This window comes from Bacillus sp. XT-2 (assembly GCF_025696525.1).
Lineage (GTDB): Bacteria > Bacillota > Bacilli > Bacillales > Bacillaceae > Bacillus > Bacillus halotolerans.
In genome coordinates this window covers 16,532-39,856 of sequence record NZ_JAHVOC010000014.1, presented here as the reverse complement: position 1 = coordinate 39,856, position 23,325 = coordinate 16,532, and the positions used below count along the sequence as shown (strand labels likewise).

At 43.3% G+C, this 23,325-nt stretch carries 24 protein-coding genes and 2 tRNA genes; all 26 read right to left on the bottom strand.

Features of this window, described 5'->3' with window-relative positions; translation table 11 throughout:
* Nucleotides 1-81 precede the first annotated feature (81 nt).
* The 26 genes from KXD37_RS23380 to prtG all read right to left on the bottom strand — a co-directional run bounded on the left by KXD37_RS23380 (nt 82) and on the right by prtG (nt 23,227).
* Nucleotides 82-1,104, bottom strand: a complete 1,023-nt coding sequence (locus KXD37_RS23380; RefSeq protein ID WP_106021680.1) for a protein kinase domain-containing protein — start codon at nt 1,102-1,104, stop codon at nt 82-84.
* Nucleotides 1,070-1,807: a VWA domain-containing protein gene (locus KXD37_RS23375; RefSeq protein WP_024123631.1), complete on the bottom strand. Its 738-nt coding sequence runs from the start codon at nt 1,805-1,807 to the stop codon at nt 1,070-1,072. The genes KXD37_RS23380 and KXD37_RS23375 overlap by 35 nt, the downstream gene beginning before the upstream one ends.
* Nucleotides 1,808-1,891: 84 nt before the next feature.
* Complete coding sequence (spoIIE, locus tag KXD37_RS23370; protein WP_024123630.1) at nt 1,892-4,375, bottom strand: stage II sporulation protein E; 2,484 nt, start codon at nt 4,373-4,375, stop codon at nt 1,892-1,894.
* A gap of 199 nt (nt 4,376-4,574) precedes the next feature.
* Nucleotides 4,575-4,646, bottom strand: a tRNA-Glu gene (locus KXD37_RS23365).
* 9 nt (nt 4,647-4,655) lie between these two features.
* Nucleotides 4,656-4,732: transfer RNA gene (locus tag KXD37_RS23360), tRNA-Met, on the bottom strand.
* Between the two features lie 167 nt (nt 4,733-4,899).
* Nucleotides 4,900-5,286, bottom strand: coding sequence for a S1 domain-containing RNA-binding protein (locus KXD37_RS23355; protein ID WP_003218379.1), 387 nt, complete (start codon nt 5,284-5,286; stop codon nt 4,900-4,902).
* 80 nt (nt 5,287-5,366) lie between these two features.
* Nucleotides 5,367-5,744, bottom strand: a complete 378-nt coding sequence (gene divIC, locus KXD37_RS23350; protein WP_010332711.1) for a cell division protein DivIC — start codon at nt 5,742-5,744, stop codon at nt 5,367-5,369.
* 17 nt (nt 5,745-5,761) lie between these two features.
* The gene (yabQ, locus tag KXD37_RS23345; protein WP_095714735.1) at nt 5,762-6,397 is read right to left on the bottom strand and encodes a spore cortex biosynthesis protein YabQ; all 636 of its coding nucleotides are present in this window, start codon (nt 6,395-6,397) and stop codon (nt 5,762-5,764) included.
* Nucleotides 6,394-6,696, bottom strand: coding sequence for a sporulation protein YabP (gene yabP / locus KXD37_RS23340; protein WP_024123628.1), 303 nt, complete (start codon nt 6,694-6,696; stop codon nt 6,394-6,396). The genes yabQ and yabP overlap by 4 nt, the downstream gene beginning before the upstream one ends.
* A gap of 78 nt (nt 6,697-6,774) precedes the next feature.
* Nucleotides 6,775-7,035 carry an RNA-binding S4 domain-containing protein gene (locus KXD37_RS23335; protein WP_263463753.1) on the bottom strand — a complete coding sequence of 87 codons (261 nt, stop codon included), beginning with the start codon at nt 7,033-7,035 and terminating at the stop codon, nt 6,775-6,777.
* Between the two features lies 1 nt (nt 7,036).
* On the bottom strand, nt 7,037-8,506 hold the full coding sequence (gene mazG / locus KXD37_RS23330) for a nucleoside triphosphate pyrophosphohydrolase (RefSeq protein WP_263463752.1): 1,470 nt from the start codon (nt 8,504-8,506) through the stop codon (nt 7,037-7,039).
* A complete protein-coding gene (locus KXD37_RS23325) occupies nt 8,496-10,094 on the bottom strand; it encodes a polysaccharide biosynthesis protein (protein WP_263463751.1) in 1,599 nt (532 codons plus the stop codon). Before KXD37_RS23325 ends, mazG begins: the two co-directional genes overlap by 11 nt.
* 181 nt (nt 10,095-10,275) lie before the next feature.
* Nucleotides 10,276-10,812 carry a stage V sporulation protein T gene (gene spoVT / locus KXD37_RS23320; RefSeq protein WP_024123624.1) on the bottom strand — a complete coding sequence of 179 codons (537 nt, stop codon included), beginning with the start codon at nt 10,810-10,812 and terminating at the stop codon, nt 10,276-10,278.
* 135 nt (nt 10,813-10,947) lie between these two features.
* Nucleotides 10,948-14,481, bottom strand: a complete 3,534-nt coding sequence (gene mfd / locus KXD37_RS23315) for a transcription-repair coupling factor (RefSeq protein WP_095714733.1) — start codon at nt 14,479-14,481, stop codon at nt 10,948-10,950.
* A 69-nt stretch (nt 14,482-14,550) separates the two neighbouring features.
* Complete coding sequence (locus KXD37_RS23310; RefSeq protein ID WP_024123622.1) at nt 14,551-14,781, bottom strand: anti-sigma-F factor Fin family protein; 231 nt, start codon at nt 14,779-14,781, stop codon at nt 14,551-14,553.
* A gap of 60 nt (nt 14,782-14,841) precedes the next feature.
* A complete protein-coding gene (gene pth, locus KXD37_RS23305; RefSeq protein ID WP_044153493.1) occupies nt 14,842-15,408 on the bottom strand; it encodes an aminoacyl-tRNA hydrolase in 567 nt (188 codons plus the stop codon).
* Between the two features lie 105 nt (nt 15,409-15,513).
* A complete protein-coding gene (locus KXD37_RS23300; protein ID WP_024123620.1) occupies nt 15,514-16,131 on the bottom strand; it encodes a 50S ribosomal protein L25/general stress protein Ctc in 618 nt (205 codons plus the stop codon).
* 84 nt (nt 16,132-16,215) lie between these two features.
* Nucleotides 16,216-17,169: a ribose-phosphate diphosphokinase gene (locus KXD37_RS23295; RefSeq protein ID WP_003218353.1), complete on the bottom strand. Its 954-nt coding sequence runs from the start codon at nt 17,167-17,169 to the stop codon at nt 16,216-16,218.
* 22 nt (nt 17,170-17,191) lie between these two features.
* Nucleotides 17,192-18,562, bottom strand: coding sequence for a bifunctional UDP-N-acetylglucosamine diphosphorylase/glucosamine-1-phosphate N-acetyltransferase GlmU (gene glmU / locus KXD37_RS23290; RefSeq protein WP_151174690.1), 1,371 nt, complete (start codon nt 18,560-18,562; stop codon nt 17,192-17,194).
* Nucleotides 18,563-18,753: 191 nt separating this feature from the next.
* Entirely contained in the window at nt 18,754-19,047 is a 294-nt protein-coding gene (spoVG, locus tag KXD37_RS23285; RefSeq protein ID WP_003218346.1) for a septation regulator SpoVG, read from the bottom strand.
* Between the two features lie 194 nt (nt 19,048-19,241).
* Nucleotides 19,242-19,619 carry a 2-iminobutanoate/2-iminopropanoate deaminase gene (ridA, locus tag KXD37_RS23280; RefSeq protein ID WP_003226738.1) on the bottom strand — a complete coding sequence of 126 codons (378 nt, stop codon included), beginning with the start codon at nt 19,617-19,619 and terminating at the stop codon, nt 19,242-19,244.
* Entirely contained in the window at nt 19,616-20,473 is an 858-nt protein-coding gene (purR, locus tag KXD37_RS23275; protein WP_106021675.1) for a pur operon repressor, read from the bottom strand. Before purR ends, ridA begins: the two co-directional genes overlap by 4 nt.
* Nucleotides 20,474-20,528: 55 nt before the next feature.
* Complete coding sequence (ispE, locus tag KXD37_RS23270; RefSeq protein WP_024123617.1) at nt 20,529-21,398, bottom strand: 4-(cytidine 5'-diphospho)-2-C-methyl-D-erythritol kinase; 870 nt, start codon at nt 21,396-21,398, stop codon at nt 20,529-20,531.
* Nucleotides 21,399-21,545: 147 nt separating this feature from the next.
* Complete coding sequence (locus KXD37_RS23265) at nt 21,546-21,731, bottom strand: small, acid-soluble spore protein, alpha/beta type (RefSeq protein WP_010332697.1); 186 nt, start codon at nt 21,729-21,731, stop codon at nt 21,546-21,548.
* A 161-nt stretch (nt 21,732-21,892) separates the two neighbouring features.
* Nucleotides 21,893-22,153, bottom strand: a complete 261-nt coding sequence (gene veg, locus KXD37_RS23260) for a biofilm formation stimulator Veg (protein ID WP_024123616.1) — start codon at nt 22,151-22,153, stop codon at nt 21,893-21,895.
* Between the two features lie 201 nt (nt 22,154-22,354).
* Nucleotides 22,355-23,227: a sporulation-specific protease PrtG gene (prtG, locus tag KXD37_RS23255; protein ID WP_024123615.1), complete on the bottom strand. Its 873-nt coding sequence runs from the start codon at nt 23,225-23,227 to the stop codon at nt 22,355-22,357.
* Between the last annotated feature and the right edge of the window lie 98 nt (nt 23,228-23,325).

Genomic DNA, 23,325 nt, shown 5'->3' with positions numbered 1-23,325 from the left:
GGTATTTTAAAGATATTCATATCCTATCACTTTCAATCCTTCCAAGCAAAGAAGAAGCATGGGTATTGCAGATTGCGGCTGTCAAATAAGGAAAAAGATAATGTAAGCGAAATAAAGCGCCAAAACACTGATTACGATAAGAGCGGTTTCGAATAACCCTCCGGACTTAGCGCCCTTCTTTTTAGGTGCATATCTCGTCTGTGTTACTTTTCCCTGGCGCATTTTTTGCTGTCTTTGTCTTGAGATAGGTTGCGCCGAAGTTGGCGTTTTTCCGGCCTGTTTTCTTTGCGCTGCCTTTTGCCCTGCTGCGAGCATCTCTCTTTTCATCTCGTCAGCGGAATCATAATGGCCATTTAAAGCAGAAATAAGCACTTTTTTATACTTTTGCAACACCGGACTGCCTTCGATTAAAGATCGCAGTTGTTCCTTTGGCTGGCTTGTTTTTTTGAATTCCTTTTTATGTACACAGTTGATCATAATCATAGCAACCGCAAACAAGTCGTAAGAGGGCTCTGCTTTTCTTGTCCCATACCCCCAATATCCTCTGTCGTAAAACTCGGTATACTCTTTTATCGCTCGGCCCTCCTTGGTTGTTCCGCCTACATCTATGCATCGGATTCTGGCTGGCGGACCGGTGACAATCAGATTATCCGGCTTAAGGTCGCCGAATATCCACCCTTGCTGATGAAGCACGGATAAGCTGGTTAACAGCTGAATCATCAAGACCGGAATCCATTCTGCTCCTTTGTCACTGACGAATTGTAAAAGCAACGGGCCTTTTATGTATTCCATTGCATAAAATGAAACCTTTGTATTAGCACTGGGAATAAAGGCATCATCAGTGTCAAAAAAAGAAGGCCCCATCGTTACGGACTGGGCCTTTGAAAAAGATTTTAAGACATTCACTTCAGAAGTAATAGACAGGCTGTCATCGCTTACCTTTAAGGCAACATGTCCATCTGATGCTTCTGCCAAATACACAATTCCATTGGCCCCTTTTCCAAGCTGTTTACGCAGTGTGTAAGTATTTCCATTCCACTTGCCCTTTACTCTCGTTCCCGGCTTGAGGCTACATGCCAAACTCGTCAAAGTGTCGTTCATCATCTGCCAGCATGCTCCTTCTTGAGCGGATTTTTTCGAATTGCTGTGTCGCTTCACGAATCGCCGGACCTGTCGGCGTGATGCCGCCTGTCGATAGCTTCGCAAAGAGTGTGGAAAGAGACTGCAGCTTCGGTGTCCAATTTAGCACAAGCTCGACCTCCTGTTTTTTCCCGGGAAATATACACATCGCAAATTCGTTATTCCCTATTCGGGAGTTAAGACTAACGGACAAGTCAATCAGTGCTTCTTTCACTGTAGGGAGCTTTGGCGCCATACTAGCGCTTGTATCAACGAGAACCAAAACCTGAAGATGCACTGTTTCTCCCAGTTCATCTACCACTTCCATGACTTCGCCGCGTTTTTCCGGAGAAAGCTCCTCCATTTCCACATTCTTTCCCAGGATTTGCTTCAGTTCTTGATTTACCACCCCTTGCAGGGTTTGCGTCATTGCTTTTTTGGTTACCATTTGAACCGTTTGCGAAAGCTGTGATGCGTAAACGACCTGATGCACGCCGCCTCCAGCAAGCGCAATCCCTTCGACTTCTTTCATAGCCTCGTGGTCAATTTTGTTTTCTTCCATTATACCTATGACATTTACTGTAATCCCTTGCTCTTTAGCAAAAGCAGCCATAGCAAGCGGATCTTCACCATGATTTGAGCAGCCATCCGTTATCAGCAGAATTTGATTTAAACGTCCGTTGTTCACATTCATTCCTCCTGGAGAATACGATGATTCTCAGATTCATATAGTTCCATCTTCGCCAGAAGAAAATTGATTTATACGGAAGCGTTATGAAATTTCTTGTTTGCTTTGAAAGATGGCCGGAACGGGAATAGACGCCCACTTTGGTGTGTTGTGATCAATTCGGACGACAACAACCGTCATATCATCATCAATTTGGCCTGATCTTGTGCGAATCACTTCCTCCATGAGTAAGTCAGCAATTTCCTGCGGATCATCTGTTTTTAACCCTTTCATTTTGCGCTTCATCCATAAATCATGATTTTCCACGTGTTTAGGGCCTTCGAAAATACCGTCACTCATCATGATCAGGAGGTCTCCCGCCTTCAGCTGCTCACTCACAACCTCAACGTCGAATTCGTTAATAATGCCGATTGGCAGATTGCTCGCTTGGACTTTCATCACCTGCTCACCCCGTTTGATAAAGCTCGGTGTTGATCCAACCTTTAAAAACTTACAGCTCGCATCCTGAAGGTCGATAATAGAAAGATCGAGCGTGGAATATATTTCATCCGTTGTCCGCAGAGACAGTATGCTGTTGATCGTTTTGATTGCTATTTTTTCATCAATTCCTGATTCAAGGATCTTTTCAAGAAGTTTAATCGTTTCATTGCTTTCAAAGTGAGCCCTCGCGCCATTGCCCATGCCGTCGCTGATAGCAGCTGCATATTTTCTTGCGCCCAGCTCCATCATGCTGTAGCTGTCGCCGGAGACAAGGCCGCCGCCCTTCGCTGCATGAGCCGCACCCGTAGACACTCTGTACGATTTTGTTGATCCAAACGCGACATGGCTGTATCCATTTGGATGCGGCGAATGCTGCTCGGCTTTCACGAGAACTTGCTCTTCCAAAATGTCAGAAAGCATAGGCGCTATGATTTTTTCACTTTCTCCATGCCCGCTGAATGGGATTGTCATTTCAATATCAATGTTCCCCTGTTCAAGGCTGTAAATTTCCACCTGCTGAATCTCTATTCCAAAATGCTGAAGAGCCTCAATAATTTGTTCTTCTTGGATAAAGTGCTGTTCCCTCTCCCTTTTTATTTCCCGAGAAAAGTCTGCCATGACCTCTGAAACACCCAAGAGCTGTTCAGCCACAAGCCGCCTGCTGTCCTGCACTTTTTTCTTAAGGGTTAAATGCGCATGATGATAGGCAAGTTCATCCTCTATCAACTCTTCAACCTGACGCGATTTAGAGCAATACTGGTGAAACTCTTTTTTCAGCCTTCGGTTTGAAGCATACTCTTTTTCCTCTGTTTCAAGCATAACTTGTTTCATTAAATCATATGTTTTATCAAAGTTCTGAACCCAGCACCTGTTTTTCTTGTAGCACGTTTGACAGGAATGCTCCGTAATTTTACTTAAAAACAGATCGACTTCGCTGTCATCTGTTTGTTCGTCAGACGCTTGATAAAAGGTTGCAAAGCTTTCTGACAATGCATGAAATACATTGGAGAACTGATCCACCTTTTGAGCAGTGACATCTCTGATTTTTCTCGCGTATTGCTGCTGCTCCTGAAGATGTTCCACAGTGCCCGGAATATATCTCGCCACTTTTCTTGTGATGGACTGAGGCGTAAGCAGAAACAGGCCGACTGCTATCAATGACTCATAGAGCGTTGTCATCAGACCGGCAGAGCCTTCTCCATATAAAGAAATAAGAAGCGACCCGATAATCAGCCCGATTGCCGCACCTGCTTTTTTTCCTTCTTTCAGCAAACCGCCTAATAAGCCCGAAAAAGCGAGCAGACTCATTTGATAGAGATTTCCGATATTGGCTAAGCCGAGAATCAGGCCTGTCACGACACCCACTGTACAGCCGATGCTTGCACCGCCGATGAAGGAAAAGCTTAATACAACATAACGGGCCAGGATATGTTCTGCCTGCATCCCTTGATAGGACAAGCCTGCAAGTCCAGTCAGCACCGAAGCAATCAGAATCATAAAACAAATGATTTCTTCTATTTTTAAGGATTGTTTTACTTTCTTCACTGTGAAAATCGGAAGGCTTTGGAGGAAAATCAGCGTTAAAATAAAGGACAGCCCCGCTTCTACAACAGCCATCACATAATCATAGGTTGTAAACGCGCCATTCTGAGCGTAAACAAAACCCGCTCTTGCCGCCGCCATGGAGAAGAACACGACAATCGGAAGGGCTTTCACACGATCATCTGTGATGAAGGATGCTACTTTAGAAAACACGAAGAATGCAAGCAACGCCGCTAATATGAGTAATGAGTGCTTCGGAGAAATTGTCATTGCACCTGCAAGCACAGCCAGCACTGCATACAGCGCCTTGTCTCTTCTGATCAGAAGCATTGCCCCAAAGAAAGGAAGGGCGAAAGGAAGGACCTCGGATAATATGAAAGCTCGTCCAAGCAAAAACCCGATGACGACATAAATGAATCCTTTATAGAAAAACAGTGAATGCAAATGATGAGTCACCAGCTTCGCTCCCCTGTTAAAAAACGATTGGAGTTTTTCAAAAGCTTGTCCCGCCATTGGCCCGTTCACTCTTCTTTCTGCTTTTTCCATTTCTCTCATCTCCCACCTGTTATATTCGTTGCCTGTCATTATAGCGAAAGCACAGATAGGATTTTGTCAAAAGAAGGTAAGTATACCAAAGAAGTCTTCGACGGTTTCTGCCCTGAAATTCGTTTATGCGGAGAATTTCCAGAAAGATGTCTAAAAATGAAAAAAATCGGTTTCTGTAACAGAAACCGATTTTTCAGTATGACCCGTACGGGATTCGAACCCGTGTTACCGCCGTGAAAGGGCGGTGTCTTAACCGCTTGACCAACGGGCCTAACAAATATGGTAGCGGCGGAGGGGATCGAACCCCCGACCTCACGGGTATGAACCGTACGCTCTAGCCAGCTGAGCTACACCGCCATATTGTTTTGTGCTTCTAAGCACAAGTTATATAATACAAAGGTTTGTCCTTTTCGTCAACAGAAACTTTAATGTTATAATTTTCTGACTCTTACCTTGAGAGAGCATATAAAAAAAGCACCCGTTGGGACGAACGGATGCTTCATTTATTTATAGAAAGCAGCAAGTTATCCTCTTCTTGCTCCGCGCCCTCCACGTTTTGATTCCGTATTGCGTTTTAAAGATGACAAGCGATCTTCGCTATCTTTTAAAAACTTGTTCATTTTCTGTTCAAAAGATTCTTTCGGACGGAAATCATTTCTAGGTCTGGCTTGCGGACGGTCTTTAGCTTTTTTAATAGATAAACCAATTTTCCCGTCTTTTTCAACGTTGATGACTTTCACTTCAACTTGGTCGCCGACTTTTAAGTGATCATTAATGTCTTTAACATAATTATCGGCTACCTCACTGATATGAACGAGACCGGTTGAGCCTCCAGGCAATTCAACAAATGCTCCAAAATTTGTAATACCTGTAATTTTCCCTTGCAACTTGCTGCCCACTTCAATCGACATAAAAAAAGTGCTCCTCCTTAGGCTTATAAAAAGATCGTTTGCTTAATTATACCTAAATAAAAATTTAAGTGTCAACAAGGCTACTTGTTCTTCTTCTCCACATTAAAGATTATTTCACCGTCTCCAGACATGAATAAGTCTCTTCTGGCAAGCTCTGTGACGTAATCTTCATCTTTTAATTTGGATATTTCTTCTTTTAAATCCGTTTGCTTTGTCTTTAAATTCTTCAGTTCTTTTTCAAGCTGTTCTTTCTTTTCTTCTTTTGCGCTAAGGGAAGATGTTTGGCTCCATACAGAGCTTGCCAGTACAATTGCCGTCAGAAATACGAGGGCGCCGAATACAGTCAACCGTCTGTACAGCCCTTTTCTTCTTCTTTTCTTCAGCTGATTTTGCCGCTCTACTTTTTCTTTATAGTCGTTTTGTATTTCAGTTATCGTTCGTTCCCTGGAAAAATTCAAATCAGACGGTCCTCCTTTCATCTCTTCAAAAAACGTGTAATGGTCGTTCTTATGGTTACCAATAGTTTCTTCTTCTTTTTTAGAAATCCTGCACCTTTTTGAAAATATCGTCTGAAAATTAGACGCAGTTTTTCAGGAAGAAGTTTCATACATTGTTTCACGATAAAGCGGATCGGAAAACACAGAACCATGACTATTTTATAAAGACATAACATGAGAAAACCGATCAGGCGGTATGTTCTCTGAAAGAGAAACGTGACCAGCCAGATGATGACTCCGCATGTCCACACAATAGGACGAAATAACACGTGCTGAATGAGCTTTTTTAAGAATTGATAAACAGAAACAACAAGATAAATGACGAATTTCAGTATTTTTATATAGATTCGTTTGCAAAGGCTTTGATACGTCGCAACGCCCAGCAGAACCGCCAAAAAAATGTACAGCCTGAATTCTCCCTCATTTACATGAAGCAAGACATAAAAGAAGAGCAGCCCCTGCAAAATCCAGAAAAGAATATCATGAATAAATAAAAGCCATCTGGCTGTTCTGGCACGAATGACAAAGAGCCTGTACGTATCAAGCGACGCGCCAAGCCAGAGGCCCATACCGGACATCGCCAGCATTGTATAGAATTGTGTCGTCAGCGTCATTTAAACAACTTGCTAAAAAACCCTTTAGCTTTATCCCCTTGTTGCTCGTCTAAATACACTAAATCAAATACCCTGCCTTTGATCGAAACAATCCCTTTTTCTACATCAAGATTTTTCATTTGAAGGTTTTCGCCTCTGACTGAGAGCATTCCCATCACTGTTTCCAGCAGGAATTCTTCGTTATCAAAGCTTTCAACTTGCTTAACCCCAGAAATATCTAAATGTTTCCGGCCTTTCATTGTCACATCGTGCTGTTCCGGAACAGAAGAAGAACCTTTTTGTTCATAATATGAATTCATCTATTCAGCCCCCATATCCTCGATACTTTTAGCATTATTACTGCATTGTATGAGGCGGGGGATTCTTTTAGAACAAGCCTATTCGCCGAGTTTTTCTTCCTTTAGCACCGTATACATATTTGCGGCTTCTTCTTTTTTCGTCGTGTCTTTGAGCTCATTCACTTGTACCGTTACAAGCTTTTGGCCGAAGCGGATCGTTAATTCATCTCCAGGTTTTACGTCTGAGCTTGCTTTAGCCTGATTTCCGTTAATGGAGATTCTGCCTTGATCAGCTACTTCCTTCGCTAGTGTACGTCGTTTAATCAGCCGTGATACTTTTAAAAATTTATCTAATCTCATATTATGATCTCCTCTCAGTTTCTTTTGCTTCATTCCACAGGTTGTCCATGTCCTCAAGAGACATATTAGCCAGCTCGATTCCCTTTTCCTTCGCTGTTTGCTCAATATAAGAGAAACGTCTCCGGAATTTATCGTTTGTCATCGCCAATGCTTCCTCCGGTTCTATTTTGTAGAAGCGGGCTACATTTACCAAGGCGAAGAGAACGTCGCCAAATTCGGCCTTGAGATTGTGTTCATGAGGGTCTTCAGAAACCTCCGAAGAAAATTCCTCCATCTCCTCATTCACCTTTTCCCAAATATCACTCACATCTTCCCAGTCAAAACCGACTTTTGCCGCTTTTTTCTGAAGTTTAGCAGCTTTAGAAAGAGCAGGAAGGGTTTTCGGGACGTTGTCTAACAAGGATTCTTCAGATGTATGTTTTTCTGCTTTTTTAATATCTTCCCAATTTGCCAAAACATCGTTTTCATCCTGAACCTTAACATCTTTAAACACATGGGAATGTCTTCGGACCATTTTTTCACTGATCCCTTTAATCACATCATCTATTGTGAAATAACCTTCATCTTCACCGATTTGCGCGTGAAGCAGGACCTGAAGCAAAACGTCGCCAAGCTCTTCGATCATATGGTCTGTGTCTTCTTCGTCAATTGCTTCGAGAAGTTCATAACACTCTTCAATCATGTATTGTTTTAATGACTGATGAGTCTGCTTTTTATCCCACGGACAGCCGTTAGGCCCGCGAAGCTCTCTGATAATGTGCCGAAACGCGGAGAACTCCCGGTACAGCAGCTTCTCTTCTTTAATCGGCGGAATATACACACTTGTTAAGTTATTCATGGCGACATTACGGTCCAATTCAAATAAAGGCACTCTCCGAATATCCTCATCGCGGCTTCCGGCGGCCGTTACAATTACAACTTCATAATCATCCGGCAGCTTCTCCATTAATGTCAGCTTCACTTCGGATGCAGTCATTTGGTCGTAAACCTGACAAATGATCAGGTGATGTCTGAGCTCAAGCTCATCCGCGCTCAATGTGCCGGCATCCACAAATTGAAAGCCTTCAATGGGATCAATTTGCAAGGCATTAAAAGTTGCATCAAGAAAACTTTGCCCTCCCGCGACTTTCACCTGAATGTTTTTTTCTTCCTGCCGCTCCGTCAGCAGCTGTACTGTTTTTTCTGCTACAAATGGATGCCCCGGAACCGCATAAACAACGTCCTGATGCTTCGCTTCTCCAAAGAGAATGTCAGCAATTTCTTCGTATACCGCATCAAACTGGTCGTGCTTCTCATATATATCATCAAAATAACGAATGTTCTTCGTTTCGCTTTCTAGCTCCTGAATTAAAGGATGGTCTTTTGTTCTGACAAACAGAGTGTCCGCCTTTGTCAGCAGCTTATGTATGCCAATTGTCAACTGGTCCATGTCTCCGGCGCCAAGCCCGACGACTGTAATGTTACCTGCCATTTTGTTCTCTCCTTCTTGTGAGTTTGCTTAACTTGCTGCCAAAAGGCACACTGTTGAGCTCTTCATCCGTAAATATTCCCAATTTCATCATACAATAAATAAACACCGCGCCTCCAATGGCGACAGCAGAAACACTTTCAACCGCCGCATATCCTCTTCCTTCCGCATCAAACAGAAAAGACCAAAGGCGTAAATAAGCAAGCAAGACAGCTGACATCAATAAAGCGGACCCAATAATCAGAAGCATAACGCCTCTCAGCTTGTCCAGCCATTCTTTTTGCCGCAGGCGATATAAATTAAGGCCGGCGACAGCCGCAAAGGTAGCCGCTGTCGCAAATGAAGCCCCTTCAATTCCATAACGCGGAACCAAAAAGGTATTTAACACCCATTTCACAGCCACGCCTGCGCCTACCGCTATTGCAGGAAATACCGTGTTTCCCGTTCCCTGTAAGACAGCAGCAGCCGTGACCGCCAAGGACGCAAACAAAATGGAGCAGCTAAATATCTGTAACGCAGCTGTTCCTTCACTATTTTGAAACAGCATAATGTTGACCGGCTTGAGGATGCAGATGAGACCAGCAGACGCCGCAACGCCAATCGCAAGACACAGCTTTAAGGAAGACGTCACTCTTTGTTTCATCACCAGCACTTGATTGTCCTTTACCGCTTTTGAAATCAACGGTACGAGTGAGGTCCCGATGCTCATTGCGAAAACAGAACCGAGCTGCAAAAGAGGCTGCCCCCGGTCATAAATTCCTTTCAGCCGCTTTGCTTCTTCACTCACCTCACCGCCAGACAGCAAAGAATATAAATTCAGCGCATCGACAAGCTGAATAAACAAAAGCAGCAGGCTGCTTACACAGATCGTTACCGAATATAAAAGCAGTTTCTTAATTAATTGATTTGTTGTAATGTGATTTTCTTTTTCTATTTCCGCTTTTTCAGGCTTTTTCGTTTTGAACCAAAAAAAGACGAGGATGATAAGCGCAATCAAACTTCCGGCAAGAGAACCAGAAGCAGCTGCCGCTCCCGCAGTATAAAGCGAGGCACCCTTTTTGATGAGCCAAAAAGATAACCCTAAAAGCACCGCTACCCGCAGAAACTGTTCCATGATTTGCGATAAAGCGGATGGCAGCATATTGTGCCTCCCTTGAAAAACGCCCCTGAGCAGCGCGACAAATGGAAACAGAAGAAACGCATATGCAGTTACTTGAATTAACTGGGCGAGATGCGAGTCACCCATAAACAGAGCGATCGGAACAGCTCCCATATATAAACACAGAAATAAAAAAACACCTATTACCGATAAAACCAGCGCTGAAATTTTCATTATGGTGTTATGGTTTTTTTCACTATAATCATTCATCAGTTTAGAAATAATCACCGGAAATCCTGATGTTGAAAGCATGACGGCAATACCAAGAAAAGGGTATACCTCCTGATATATATAAAATCCAACATCGCCGACAATGTTTTGAAATGGGACTCTGTAAACGGCGCTTAATATTTTTGAAATAACGCCTGCCAGAATTAAAACAAAAGCCCCCTGCCACATCCAATGCCGTTTGACGCGTATTGAATCATCCATCCAAAAGCTCCTTCCCAACGTCAGGGGCCATGCAGAGTTCGCAATGACCTTGGCACAAATAAAAACGAGGTTATTATACCATATCCCAACCCTTGGAATCCTTTTTCAGCCTGCACAAAAAAGAACAGCGTCCCAAGGAGAGCTGTTCTTTCTATACCTATTTTGATAATTGTAATAAGACCTACTGTTCCATTTGACGAGCCAAAAACCCAGCTGCTGTTTCAACGGCTTTATGCTCTACTTCGCCCATCGTCTGATCCTTTGAAAAAATCACGACAGCACCTATCGGGTCGCCATTCGCCACAATTGGGCCGACAGTATAAGAACTCATATCTTCATCAATTCCATTCACAAGCTGCACGGATTTTGCATCGCTCTCAAGCACGGAACTTCTCTGATCCATTGTTTTTTCCAGCATTTCGCTGATCGGCTTGTTTAAGTAGTCTTTTTTGGAACTTCCGGAGACGGCAATGTAGACATCACGGTCACAGATAAGCACTGAATGGCCAAGACTGTCATAAAGCGCGTCTGCATACTCCTTTGCAAAGTCTCCAAGCTCACTTATCGGAGAGTATTTTTTCAAAATAACTTCTCCGTCACGATCTACAAAAATCTCAAGCGGATCGCCTTCCCTGATTCTCAGCGTTCTGCGAATTTCTTTAGGAATCACGACCCGTCCTAAGTCATCAATACGACGTACGATACCGGTTGCTTTCATCTCTGGTGCCTCTCTTTCATTTGATGGTTATACAATGTGGGAAAGACCTAAAGCAGTTACTTTATGTACCTTCCGCCTCGCTTGAAATTAGTATCCGTCACATCAAATGTAATATACACCAGAGAGTAACAAAATTTACGTTGATGAAATGGTTTGTTTTTTCACATCTTTAAGGCCCTTCAGCATGCCCAGCACGGTTTCGAGCCATTCATCCGCAGTCTTGCCTTTCGTTTGAACGGAAATTTTGAGTTTTTTTCCTTCCATTCCCAGTCCGATTTGTCTGCCGTATTTGTTGCCAAGCTCAAACAGTTTCTGGCCGTCAATATCAGCACTAGCCTCTTCAGAAATGGTCAGCCTGACTGCATCTTTATCTTGCTTAATCAATTCGACCCGTTCATTTTTCGCATAAACCTTCATTTCAGCTACGGTAAACAAGTATTCAACTTCTTTTGGATAATTTCCAAACCTGTCAATCATCTCATCTTGAAGTTCATTTTTCTCTTCAATTGAAGCCACAGATCTGAAGCGTTTATACATATCAATTTTCTGTTTGCCGTCTTGAATGTAAGTTTCCGGAATGTACGCATCAAGCTCAAGATCAATTTCTGTTTCAAAATGCTCCGTTTTCGCTGTATCGCCTTTCCGCTCTTCTATGGCCTCTTTTAGCATTTGCGAATAGAGGTCAAATCCGACCGAATCGATAAAGCCGTGCTGCTGAGCGCCAAGGAGGTTTCCGGCTCCGCGAATCGTTAAGTCGCGCATGGCGATTTTAAAACCAGATCCCAGCTCCGTAAATTCTTTAATCGCCTGCAGTCTTTTTTCAGCTACTTCAGTAAGCACTTTATCCCGGCGATACGTGAAATACGCATACGCTACACGGTTAGAACGGCCGACACGTCCACGCAGCTGATAAAGCTGGGAAAGACCCATCTTGTCGGCGTCAAACACGATCAGCGTATTCACGTTTGGAATATCTACACCCGTTTCAATGATTGTTGTGCTGACGAGAACGTCTGATTCCCCTTCCAGGAAACTCAGCATGACAGCTTCTAATTCATTTTCTGTCATTTTCCCGTGGGCATACGCAACCTTCGCGTCAGGGACAAGCATTGAAATCTCATCTGCTTTCCGTTCGATATCCTCTACCCTGTTGTATAAGAAATAGACTTGGCCACCGCGCGCAAGCTCGCGCTCAATCGCCTCTCTGACAAGGGCACCATTGTATTCCACAACATATGTCTGTACAGGGAAGCGGTTTTCCGGCGGCGTCTCGATCACCGAGAGATCCCTTACGCCAAGCATAGACATATGCAGCGTACGCGGAATCGGCGTTGCTGTTAATGTTAATACATCCACATTGGCTTTAATCTGTTTGATCTTTTCTTTATGGGTGACACCAAAACGCTGCTCCTCATCAATGATGAGCAGCCCTAAGTCTTTATAAACAACATCTTTTGATAACAGTCGGTGTGTCCCAATGACGATATCAACCGTTCCGTTTTTCAATCCTTTGATCGTTTCGTTTGCTTCTTTTCTTGTTCTGAATCGGCTAAGCAGGCCGATATTCATCGGGTAGTCCTGAAAGCGCTCTGTAATGGTCTCATAGTGCTGCTGAGCCAAAATGGTTGTCGGGACAAGCAGTGCGACCTGTTTTCCATCAGCGATTGCTTTAAACGCCGCCCGGATGGCAACCTCTGTTTTCCCGTAGCCTACGTCTCCGCAAAGCAGTCGATCCATCGGCCGCTCTCTTTCCATGTCTTTTTTGATTTCGTGAATAGAGCGGAGCTGATCTTCTGTCTCTTGATAAGGGAACGCCGATTCAAATTCACGCTGCATTTCATGATCAGGAGAAAATGCGTAGCCCTTGCTCGCTTCCCTTTCGGCATACAGTTTAATTAAGTCATCAGCGATGTCTTGAACGGATGTTTCTACTTTTTTCTTAACCCGCTTCCATTCGCTGCCGCCTAACTTATACAGCTTCGGTTCTTTTCCTTCTGATCCGACATACTTCTGTACCTGGTCAATTTGTTCAACCGGCACATAAAGCTTGTCGCTTCCCTGATAGTGAATGTTTAAATAGTCTTTATGAATTCCATTGATCTCAAGGGTTTCGATCCCTAAATACTTTCCGATCCCGTGATTAATATGAACGACATAATCACCAATTTGAAGCTCGGAATAGCTCTTGATGCGCTCTGCATTCGTAAGCTTCTGTTTTCGAGGTTTCTTTTTCACGCGGTTTTTAAACAATTCTTCTTCAGTAATGACAGCAAGCTTCATTAACGGCAGCTCAAATCCTGATTGAAGCTCGCCTTCCATGATATAAACCTGTCCCTGAACAAGCGCCTTTTTGCTGTCAGTCATCGCCGCTTCGATTTCATAATCGGCCAAAACAGAAGACAGTCTTTGTGTACGTTCCTTATTTGCTCCCAAAAACACAACGGTGAAGTTTGATTTTTTAAACCGCTCCATTTCACCGGCAAGAACATTCATTTGCCCGTGGAAGCTCTGCATTTGTCTGCTGGATACATTTACGATATTTTGCGGGCTCGTATGCTGAACATGGCGTAAAAACAAAGAATAGTACAGCAAAGGCCGTCTTTGTTCAGCAGCTATTTTTTGGAAGCTGAATGACAGACTGATGTCATGCAAAATCTTCCCTTCCTCCAGCAGATTTGTGACAAACTCCGCTTCTTCCTTTTGAAGCTGCTCTTCCATTTCATGAATCCGGCTGACTTCGTCCAAAATAAGAAGCGTGTTATCAGGTGTATAATCTAGCAAACTAGCAGGTTTTTCATAAAAATATGAAAGGTACTTCACCAGTTCTTGATCTGTCTGGCCTTCAGATAAACGCTCTTTATCATGAGAAATATTCATATGCAGGATTTCTTTTTGCTTGTCGAGCTTTAATTTTTTCAAGCTGTCGGCAAGGCCTTTATCCATCTTCTCTATTGCACGTGCTTTTTCTTCAGCTCTGATAATCAGTTCCTTTGCCGGACCGATACTGATGGAGGTCAAGGTTTCAATTGACCGCTGATCGTCGGAGTTAAAGCTGCGGATGGAATCAACCTCGGTGTCGAATAATTCGATTCTGACCGGATGCTCAGAGGTCAGCGGATAAATGTCGATAATTCCGCCGCGAATACTGAATTCACCGGGTGCAGAAACCATATCAGACCGCTCGTATCCCACCTCTACCAGTCGGGATGCCAGCTGATCCGGTTCGATATCATGACCCACCTGAATGAGCATTTGGCTGTTTTTCCACACCTCTACCGGCGGCAGCATTCTTCTGACAGCCGCCACCGGAGCAACAACTATAGGCGTTTCTCCGTTTGTTAATCTATTAATGACATCTAAGCGCTGCGCCCGCAGTTCAGGGCTAGCCACCGCGATTTCTGATGATATGAGTTCATTGACGGGGTACAGAAGGACAGACCGATCTCCAAGAAGTGAAGTCAGATCATCCGTTACTTTCTGAGCTTGGTATAAATTATGGGTGATTAGAAAGATAGGCTTATTCGTTTCATTAGCCAGAGCAGAAGTAAAAACAGAACGCGCGGAACCTGAAAGACCCGCGAGCAGTTGTTCCTTCAGCCCCTCGTTTAAACCGTTGACGATGGATTTGAAGTCATCGCTTTCTTTAATAAAGGTTTGAATGTTGTCCATATGGCCCCTCCTCTCTGTTTTCTGTAAGAACAGAAAAACGCTTTGGTCTAGTGTCTACACCAAAGCTTTTTATTGAATAAATGTGTGATGTTCGTGGTAATGCGGATTTCGTTCAAGCGCCTCTTGGCAATCTTCACATATTGTAAGAACATGGACATCTCCATTGTCTTTATATGAAATCATATCGTTTCTTTCCTCGTTTGTTAAGTGCTCAAATCCAAGTGAGTTTGTCGATACCATGGAAGATTCCAGACTTCCAACTTTTACTCCGCAATGACGACAATAATAATGCAAAGCCATACAAGGGACCCTCCTGATGAAAAAGTCATTTTGGTGTAGTATGGACTTTGATTATGTATTTTATACCTTCGCGTTGAATTCGTTCATAACCTCTAAAAATGGTTTGCTGAGAGAAGCCTCACAAGCCTTAACGGACTTTCCAATCGCTTCATCAATTGCTGGTGTTTCATCCTTTGTAAAAGCGCCTAAAACATAATCAACCACCTTCATCCCGTTCACTGGCCGCCCGATTCCGATGCGGATGCGATCAAACTCAGGCGTTCCGAGATGCTGGATCAGTGATTTGATGCCATTATGCCCGCCGGCACTGCCTTTCGTTCTTAGACGGATCTTGCCAGTCGGAAGATCAAGGTCATCGTAAATGACTTTTAAATCTTCGTTGTCTACATCATAATAATCCATTAAAGGCCGCAAACATTCTCCTGATAAATTCATATATGTAAGCGGTTTAACAAGTAGAACCTTTTTGCCGGAAACAAATCCGGTTCCGTATAATCCGTTAAATTTGCTCTGGTTCAGCTCAATGTTCCATTCCTTCGAAAGCTGGTCTATTGCCATAAATCCGACATTATGCCTTGTATTTTCATAGTTCTTTCCCGGGTTTCCGAGGCCAGCAATTACAAGCATGGCAAATCCTCCCTTAGTCACATAAGCTCCCGCTCTAACACGGGCTATAATTCTTCTCATTCTAGCACAAAAGACGTAACCGCGGGAGGGTTACGCCTTAAGCTATTATTGATCTTCGTTTTCACCTTCAGGCTGAGCATCGGCAGTTTCCTCAGCGTCTGTTTCTGCAGCATCCTGCTGCTGCGGAGGAAGAATAGAAGCCACAACTTCATCTGATTCGTGATTATAGGAGTAGTCACCGCCGGCAGGCAAGTCCTCAATCGTGAGTACATCATTTACATCAAGACCAGAAATGTCTGCCTCGATCGATTGCGGAATTGCTTTTGGCTTCGCCTTCACGGTAAGAGCGTAAAGCGGCTGTTGCAATACGCCTCCATTTTTCACTCCAATTGCTTCTCCGGTCAGATGAATCGGCACTTCCACTTCAATTTCTTCACTCATATTGACTACTTGGAAGTCAGCATGAGTGACCTCATTTTTCAGCGGGTCCGTTTGCAGCTCTGTTACCATGACAGCGTGCTTCTCTCCGTTGACGTCGAGTGTAATGACTGTATTCTTGCCTTCATCCCTCAGTGTTTTGATAAGTTCCACACTGTCTAAGGATACCGGTTTGTTTGCCGTGTCTTTTCCATAAATGATACCTGGAACATGTCCTGAAGTACGGATATCCCGAAGAGACGAACGGGTGAAACCTGTTCTTTCTTTTGCCGTTAACGTTGCCATATTCAGCACCATCCTATTATCGTTTTATTGTCCTATTAGAAACAATACCCATAACGATAAAGGTTTAAACCTTTCAAAATCGGTTTAGCTGAAAAGGTAGCTGACAGATTGCTGCTCATGAACGCGAATAATCGCTTCAGCCAGAAGCGGTCCGACTGAAAGCTGCTTAAACCGTTCAATTTTCTTTTCTTCAGGAAGCTTGATGCTGTTTGTCACAACAAGCTCTTTAATTGTTGAGTTATTAATCCGTTCAACAGCAGGTCCTGATAGTACCGGATGTGTACAGCATGCATAAACTTCTTTTGCTCCGTTTTCAACGAGCGCATTAGCTGCAAGTGTAATGGTGCCGGCAGTATCAATGATATCATCGATAAGGATAGCGGTCTTCCCTTCGATATTACCTACAATATTCATGACTTCTGCCACATTCGGTCTCGGACGGCGCTTATCAATGATCGCAATCGGCGCTTTTAGTCTGTCAGCCAGTTTGCGGGCACGTGTCACACCGCCGTGGTCTGGTGAAACAATGACGATATCTTCAAGGTTTTTGCCTTCAAAATATTCTCCTAAAATCGGAACACCCATTAAGTGGTCAATCGGTATATCAAAGAATCCTTGAATTTGCGGTGCATGCAGATCAAGCGCAATGACACGAGTCGCACCGGCAGTTTCAAGCAGGTTTGCGAAAAGCTTTGCTGTGATTGGCTCACGGGATCTAGCTTTTCTGTCTTGACGCGCATAACCGTAATAAGGAATAACAATGTTAATGGTTTTTGCAGAAGCGCGTTTCAACGCATCTACCATAATCAACAGTTCCATAATATGCTCGTTAACGGGGTCACTTGTAGACTGGATGATGTAACAGTCACATCCGCGAATACTTTCTTCGATATTAATTTGGACTTCCCCGTCACTAAATCTTGTGACAGAACACTTCCCTAATTGAACTCCAACTATATCTGCGATTTCTTTTGCAAGCTCTGGATTAGAATTCAAAGAAAAAATCTTTAAATTCTTATCTCCGTATTGATTAGACATGGATAAACCTCCGAATTTAGGATTATTTTTTATGAATATTTTTCACATAATCGTCTTTATTTACTTGTCTCGCTCTGGCAATAGCAAGTGCTTTTCCAGGTACATCTTCCGTAACAGTTGAGCCTGCCGCTACATAAGCGCCTTCTCCGACTGTGACAGGGGCAACCAAATTGGAGTTGCAGCCGATAAATGCGCCGTCTTCAATTTTCGTCAAATATTTATTCTTTCCATCATAATTGACAGTAATTGAACCGCAGCCCAAGTTGACGTCTGTGCCTACTTCAGCATCCCCGACATAGCTTAAATGAGAAGCCTTGCTTCGGTCTCCGAATTGCGTCTTTTTGATTTCAACAAAATTCCCGATCTTCACTTCATTCCCGATGACAGAATCAGGCCTGATGTGAGCAAAAGGTCCTATGTTTACATCATTCCCCACTTTACTGTTATTGACTACCGATTGTTTAATCACAGTACGGCTGCCAATTGAACTATTCATAATCTCAGTATGAGGGCCGATAATCGTATCTTCTCCGATTTGCACCTCACCTTTAATCACAGTTCCAGGATAAATCACAGTATCGCTTCCGATGACAGCTTCAGGAGAAATATACGTATTCATCGGGTCAATCAGCGTAACGCCATTTTGCATATGCCGTTTATTAATCCGCTCTTTCATAAACCATTCAGCCTGAGAAAGAGCAACTCTATCATTAACTCCGAGCGTTTCTTGGAAGTTACCAGTCTGGTAAGCGGCAACAGTTTCGCCTTCATTTTTGAGGATCTCTATCACATCCGGCAAATAATACTCGCCTTGAACATTATCGTTCGATACTTGGTCAATGGCCCGGAATAGAGCTTCATTATCAAAACAATACGTTCCAGTATTGATTTCAGTCACAAGACGTTCTTCCTCTGAAGCGTCCTTGTGCTCCACGATTTTTTGAACCGCTCCGCTCTCACCGCGAATGATTCGGCCGTATCCAGTCGGATCTTCTGCAACTGCAGTCAAGATCGTAGCTTTTGCTTCTTTTTGTGTATGTTCTTTCAGCATCGCTTCCATTGTCTCCGCTGTTAAAAGCGGCGTATCTCCGCAAATGACAATCGTTACACCTTTTTCGTCAGCAAGAAATGGCTGTGCCTGTTTTACAGCATGAGCAGTGCCAAGCTGTTCTGCTTGAAGCGCATACTCGCTTTTATCACCAAGCTGCTTTTTCACTTCTTCCGCACCATGTCCGACAATCGTGACAAGCTTCGTTAAAGATAACTTTAAGGCTTCGTCTACGACGTGCTCTACCATAGGCTTACCGCAAACTGGATGAAGGACTTTGTAAAGCTTTGATTTCATTCTTGTTCCTTGTCCAGCCGCTAAAACAACTGCAAACCGCTTATCCATTTAATGGCCTCCAATATCCCTTTTATCCATAGAAAAATATATCCTAAATATCAGTTGATTTCAAGGAGACTTCATGAAGTGCAAGAATTTTCTATGGGTGCATTTTAGTTTGAAAAATCAGAATTAAAAAAGGACTGCCGGAAAAAGGCTTGTCTCAGCCCTATCAGCAGTCCTTGCTTTTTGGTTATTTTTTAAGAAGCTCCAGCTTCTTCGAATTCTAATGCTTCAGTGTCACCCAGACGATGATACTCATTTAACACGGCATCTTGAATCTTTCCTCGCGTGCTTGAATTAATAGGATGAGCAATATCGCGGAACTCTCCATCAGGGGTGCGTTTACTCGGCATCGCAACGAAAAGACCATTGTTTCCATCAATCACACGAATATCATGAACAACAAATTCGTGATCCAGCGTGATGGATGCAATCGCTCTCATGCGACCATCGGTATTCACGCGGCGTAATCTTACGTCAGTAACTTCCACAGTAGTTCACCACCTTTTCCCTATATAAAAGCATTAGTGTATCAATTCCACGATTTTTTCTGAATTCCTGCTGTTTTTTAAAATATTTTTTGAAAAAATAGGATATACATACACAATTAGGTCATAACGCTTTTATTTCGGACATAAGGTAAATAAAAAAGTGATTCCGAGTTTACCCAGAATCACTTTTCTTATTATTTTACTAACGCAATAACTTCAATTTCGACTAATGCATCCTTTGGAAGTCTCGCAACTTCAACGCAAGATCTCGCCGGTTTGTGCGTGTCAAAATATTGTCCGTACACTTCGTTCACTTCCGCAAACTGTTCCATGTCCGCGATAAATACAGTTGCCTTTACAACTGTTTCAAAAGAAGCACCCGCTTCTTCCAACACCGCTTTTAAGTTGCTGAATACTTGATGCGTCTGCTCCTTAATATCACCGTTTACCATCTCGCCTGAAGGCGTCAAAGGAATTTGGCCTGAGCTGTAAAACATATTATTGACGATGATCCCTTGTGAGTAAGGTCCAATTGCCGCTGGGGCATGTTTTGTGTGGACTGCTTTTGTCATGATTCTGTCTCTCCATTCTTCAAAAGATTGTCTTTAAAAAAACGCAGAAAATTGCCATTCTGAATTTCAATGGACTTATCTTTCATGTTGATCGTTGAAAGAGTTAGAAGTGACATATATTCATCAACAAGACGTTCATCTACTCCTTCGGCTTCGACCAAGACGCCGATCCCCGCGACATTCGCATTAAACTCATCCAACAGGTTAATCATACCATTAATTGTGCCGCCTGCTTTCATAAAGTCATCAATAATGAGTACGTTTGAACCCGTTTTCATGCTTCTTTTTGCAAGTGACATCGTTTGAATGCGGTTTGAGGAGCCTGACACGTAATTAATGCTCACCGTGGAGCCCTCCGTTACCTTGTTATCCTTGCGCACAATGACGACAGGCACATTCAGATAACTTGCAGCTGCATACGCAAGAGGGATGCCTTTCGTGGCAACGGTCATAACAACGTCAATTTCGCGGTCCGCAAATACAGAAGCAAACAGCTTTCCAACCTTGGAGAGAACAGATGGCTTTCCTAAGATATCCGTTAAATACACATAACCGCCCGGAAGGATACGCTCAGGATTTGCCAATGACCGTCCAAGTGTCTGAACGAACTCTTCAGCTTCAGCCTGCTTCATCTTCGGAATATATTTGACACCTCCGGCTGCACCGGGAACAGTAAGCAAGGTACCAATCCCCTGCTGCTCAAAGGTTTGCTTTATAATTGTTAAATCTTCACTGATCGATGATTTTGCAGATTCATACCGCTCAGAAAAAAAGGTTAACGGTATTAACTCGTGCGGATGGGTTAACAAATAATTTGTTAAGTCCACCAATCTGCCGCTGCGACGAAACTTCATGAACTTACCCCCAAAATCCGAATATTTTAAGATCAATATAACTTAACATACGGATTTAATCAAGAGCGTTCTGTTCGCCGATCATTCTCACCGCATATACCTGATCGCAGAAGCCTCTTAACCCGTTATAAATCCTCTGTACCTTAGACTCATACTGAACCAGTCCAAACACAGTCGGGCCGCTTCCGCTCATTAACACAGCATCTGCACCAAAGCGTTTCATCTGGTTTTTGATCATCGCAACTTCAGGATGCATATCAAGCGTTACAGACTCAAGCACATTGCCTAAACGGCTGCACATCTTTTGAAAGCTCTTTTCCTCAATCGCGTCAATCATACCGTTTACATCCGGGTGTTCCACCTCATCAAGCTTCAGCTGTCTGTAGACCTCGGCCGTGGAAACGCCGATTGTCGGCTTCGCCAAAATGACCCAGCAATGCGGAGGCGGGCTGATGTGTTTGATCTTTTCACCGCGTCCGGTGGCAAGCGCAGTTCCGCCATAGACGCAAAACGAGACGTCTGAGCCAATTTCCGCGCCCAGCTCCGCCAGCGTTTCTGCAGAAAGATTTAAATTCCACAGTCTGTTCAGTCCTCTGAGTGTTGCCGCCGCATCACTGCTTCCGCCAGCAAGGCCTGCAGCCACCGGGATCACCTTAGTGATCATAATGGAAACTCCCTTTTTCACGTTGTATCTGTCTTTGACGAGCTTGGCAGCCTGATAAGCTAAGTTTCTTTGGTCATCGGGCACAAAGCGGTTGTGGGATGAAACCCTCACTACATCTTCTGCCAGCTCCGTCAATTCAATCCGATCCGCTAAATCAATTGTCGTCATAATCATTTCGACTTCATGATAACCATCCGGGCGTTTTCGGGTAACGTCGAGTGACAGATTGATCTTGGCTGGCGCTTTTTCTAAAATACGCATAGCTTTCACCTACTTCTCCATCTAAACATAAGTATGAACATTGTATCACATTTGAAGTACGGGATGAACATATCCATATTGGAGCTATTATGTATTTACATCCAAAATCAAAAACCGGGGAACCATACGTCCCCCGGGTCACATTCCTTATCGGTTATTCTGATTCTGAGCCATTTGCTGTTCGGCGATTTCAATTGCCCGTTTTACCATGTTACCGGCATCGCGGGCACGAATGCCGCCCCAACCTTCATTTTTTACAGTGTCGTAAAAACCAAGGTCCTTAGCCAGCTCATATTTAAACTCATCTGACATAACTCCACGACGTCTGCCCAAACGAAACAACCCCTTTTTTAGAGATGATAACGATTCGTGCACGTCACGATAAAATGTGACCGTTTATATCTTTTGTTTAATGACAGTGAAAATATCGAGAGAATTAATGGAAACCAAAAAAAGGCAAAACAAAAAGCAGTAAACAAAAAGTTCACTGCCCGTTAAAATGCTACTGAACTTGCCGCGTCATCATTAAATGTCAGCTCAACAGTCTCAGTCAAAATATCAGCATAACTGTATGAAACTCTTTCAAACGAGTTCTCGTCTTGATCTAGTTGTATCACAAAAACAGCAGGGTACGTCTCAGCTAAAATGCCCGAGCGCTCAATCGTTTTTCGGCGGCCACCGTTTGCTTTTAACGTCAGCCTTTTACCTAAATTTCCATCAAGCGACCTTTTAATATCGGACAACGTCTTCGCCATTGCATCCACCTCACTACATTTATTGTACAACACGAGCCCATTTTTGTCAAATAAAATTTAAATTATATCAACGTTAATAAGACGTTGTCAACAAAATTATTTTGACAAAATTCTATGATTCCTCAAATATTTTCCGCAAGTTTCGGTAAATTATGTATCATTATGCAAAATAAAAACCCCGAATAAATCATCTATCCGGGGTTAATTGGACTTATAAGGCATTCCGACCCTCAGTACTCCTCTTGTTTCAATGCCTCCAAGTCCTTTCTCTCTTGTCAGTGTATTCCGAAGCACTTCCCATACATTGATTCGTTCCATAAAAGGCGTAAAGCTGATTTTCGCTACGATATATACAGGATCAAGAGCGTGAATGTTTACTCTTGAAGGAGAACTCGCGAAATTCGCCCCCGCTCTTATTAGTGATTCAAAGTGGGATTGGCAAGCCCCCGCAAAAATAACAAGCTGATCTAAGTGAGGGATTTTTTTTCGGGCTTTATGAACTGTTTCGACAAAGTGTTTTGAATGTCTGTATGCGCTCAAATCATCAATGCCGCCCTTTTGCTTGGAGTATGCATCATGCCCGGTAATCACCAGGATGTCAGGTCGATATTTGTCGAGCAATTCTTCTATAGAAGCAGACATTTTCTTTTCGTGGCAATGAATGCCGTAAACCGGCACACCGATTTTTTTATAGACACTCAGGCATTTTTTTAAATACGCCTCATCACCATCCATATGAAGCACCTTGCCCGGCATATGAAAATAGTGCTCCTGATGCTGATACTGGCTTGTTGCATAGTACTCCTGTTTCTCTCTCAGCAGTTTATAATCCTGACGGAGCAACTCAAGTGATTCATTCATTCTGCTTTCATCTTTCTTTTTTCGCATCAACTGCTCATCTTTTTGCACGGCCACCAAATCAGAAAAATACGCATCAGCAATCAGCCTGACTTCGTCACCATGCAAAATGGCGATTGAATTTCCTGTACTTGTTTGCTCTATCCCTATAATGCGAAACAAAACATCCATTTGATAGGATTTTCTGGCTACCATATCCCCTATTTGAAATTGCACGTTCCTCACTCCACACATAGACTAAGCCTCATCATGAAAGAAAGAGCCTTGAGAAAAGCGCCTTTTTTCGCTGAGTGCAAGTTTTTCTTATCATTGAA